The sequence below is a fragment of the Arthrobacter sp. UYNi723 genome, assembly GCF_054057635.1.
The window spans coordinates 1-2635 of sequence record NZ_JBSRZM010000070.1; the positions used below are offsets into that span (position 1 = coordinate 1).

General features: G+C 64.4%; 3 protein-coding genes and 1 pseudogene. All 4 read left to right on the top strand.

The features are described from left to right. Positions 1-513 (top strand): glucose-6-phosphate dehydrogenase assembly protein OpcA (locus tag ACVWY0_RS22160; protein WP_485838613.1); only part of this gene is annotated, 513 nt, incomplete at its 5' end. 52 nt (positions 514-565) lie between these two features. Then, positions 566-1672: an S-(hydroxymethyl)mycothiol dehydrogenase gene (locus tag ACVWY0_RS22165; RefSeq protein ID WP_485838614.1), complete on the top strand. Its 1107-nt coding sequence runs from the start codon at positions 566-568 to the stop codon at positions 1670-1672. Then, positions 1669-2289, top strand: coding sequence for an MBL fold metallo-hydrolase (locus ACVWY0_RS22170; protein WP_485838615.1), 621 nt, complete (start codon positions 1669-1671; stop codon positions 2287-2289). The genes ACVWY0_RS22165 and ACVWY0_RS22170 overlap by 4 nt, the downstream gene beginning before the upstream one ends. Before the next feature lie 107 nt (positions 2290-2396). Further along, a pseudogene (locus tag ACVWY0_RS22175) lies at positions 2397-2635 on the top strand (hypothetical protein); the annotation flags it as partial.

Consider the following 2635-nt stretch of genomic DNA (forward strand, 5'->3'; position numbering starts at 1 on the left):
GCCACGTACAAGGCCGGGGACACCGACCTCGCCTGGACCCGGCTGACCAACTGGCGGATCCAGCTCGCGGCAGTCCTGGACCAGGTGGACTCCTCACCCGTCACCGCCGTGGCCGTCGAAGGCGCTTCCGACTCCCCGTCCACGATCCTGCTCGCGGCCTGGCTGACCCTGGCCCTGGACGCGCCCGTGACGATCGTTGCGGACCCCGCCGGGACCGGCATCCGCCGGGTCCGGCTCACGCGCCACACCGGCGACGTGCAGCTCTTCCGCCCCGGACTCTCCGTCGCGGAACTCACCCAGCCCGGCCAGCCCGCGCAACGCATCTCCCTGCCACGCCGCAGCCTCAAAGACTGCCTCGCCGAAGAACTCCGCCGCCTCGACCCCGACGAAGTATTCGGCGAAACGGTTCGCAGTCTTGGTAGTTCCAGAGTGCATCAAGCCAGCAGCGTGACATTCACCTGCAGCGGGGAGCCAGAACGTAACCGGGACCGCGTGTCACTGATCGCCGTATAAAGGGACCCCGACTCACCGGATCCACCCGGATCCAGAAAAGGAACACAAAGTAATGGTTCACAAAGTCAAAGCGGTCATCGCCAGGGAGAAGAATTCCCCGGTTTCGGTGGAGACTATCCTGGTCCCGGATCCGGGGCCGGGGGAGGCCCTGGTGGACATTCTCACCTGCGGGGTCTGCCACACCGACCTGCATTACAAGCAAGGCGGCATCGGCGATGAGTTCCCCTACCTGTTGGGCCACGAGGCCACCGGTGTGGTCAGCGCCGTCGGCCCCGGCGTCACCGAGGTGGCACCCGGCGACCGAGTGATCCTGAACTGGCGTGCTGTCTGCGGTGAGTGCAGGGCATGTGCCAAGGGCCAGCCGCAGTACTGCTTCAACACGCACAATGCCACGCAGAAAATGACGCTCGAGGACGGTACGGAACTCTCTCCCGCGCTGGGCATTGGCGCCTTCGCGGAAAAGACGTTGGTTGCTGCCGGGCAGTGCACAAAGATTGACGACGACGTCGATCCTGCCGCCGTCGGGCTGCTCGGCTGCGGTGTGATGGCCGGCATCGGTGCCGCCATTAACACGGGCGAGGTCAAGCGCGGCGAATCCGTAGCCGTGATCGGCTGCGGCGGCGTGGGCATCGCCGCGATCGCCGGCGCAAGGCTCGCAGGTGCCACCACGATCATTGCGGTGGACATCGACGACAACAAGGTGGAAATGGCTAAGTCCCTTGGGGCCACCCACGGGGTGAATTCCGGCAAGGAAGACCCCATCGAGGCCATCCGGTTCCTCACAGGAGGCAACGGAGCGGACGTGGTGATTGACGCCGTCGGACGTCCTGAAACGTACAAGCAGGCGTTTTACGCCCGCGATCTCGCCGGCCGCGTGGTGCTGGTGGGTGTCCCGACGCCGGGCATGTTGCTTGAACTGCCACTGCTGGACGTCTTTGGCCGGGGCGGGTCGCTGAAGTCCTCCTGGTACGGGGACTGCCTGCCTTCCCGCGATTTCCCGATGCTCGTGGCGCACTACAAGCAGGGCAACCTTGACCTGGATGCCTTCGTCACCGAACGCATCACCATCGATCAGGTGGAGGACGCCTTTGCCAGGATGCACGAGGGCAAGATTCTGCGCTCGGTTGTTGAAGTACAGACTCTGAAGGAGCTCTCATGACAGTCACCATCGAAAACCTGGTCACCTCGGGCACTTTTACGCTCGACGGCGGCACCTGGGACGTGGACAACAACGTCTGGATCGTGGGCAACGAGGATGAGTGCGTGATCATCGACTGCCCGCATGACGCCGAGGCGATCATCAACCAGGTCCGCGGCCGAAAAGTCCTGGCCATCCTGCTGACCCACGCGCACAATGACCACATTGGCGCCGCGCGGCAGGTCGCGGACGCTGTCGGCGCCCCGATCGTCCTGAACCCGGACGACCTGGTCCTCTGGAAGCAGGTCTACCCTGATTCTGAACCGGACCGGTACCACGGGGACGGTGACGTGTTCGAGGTGGGCGGCACCGCGCTGTTGGCCATCCACACCCCAGGCCATTCCCCGGGCTCCACCTGCTTTTACCTCGAGAGCGAGGGAACCGTCTTCACCGGCGACACCCTCTTTAACGGTGGACCGGGAGCGACGGGACGCTCCTACAGCGACTACCCCACGATCCTGATGTCCATCAGGGAACGTCTTTTGACGCTCCCGACCGAGACGGTGGTTCGCACAGGCCACGGTGACAACACTACGATCGGAGCTGAACGGGAAACGCTGGCTAAGGTTTCCCGGTAAGCAGGGTCTTGAACAGCAGCATCCCGTTGAGGCGCGCCAGGACAGCTGGCGCGCCTCAATGGGCGTTTTGGACATGAATGGCGCGAGCCGCAAAGGAAGTTGGACCAATGAAGTTCGGTAAGCAGCCAGCCCCCGTTGCGGACATCAACGAGGACAACCTCGCAGTCCACAAACCCAAAACGGAAGCGGCCGGTGTCAAGGCCGTGATGGTGGCACTGGAGCGGGCCGTCGCACAGGCCGGGGTGTCCCGGACGGCGCAGTCCCTGCTGCGGCTGAATCAGCAGGGCGGGTTTGACTGCCCGGGCTGTGCCTGGCCGGAATCTGCCACGAAGCGCAAGGCGGCCGA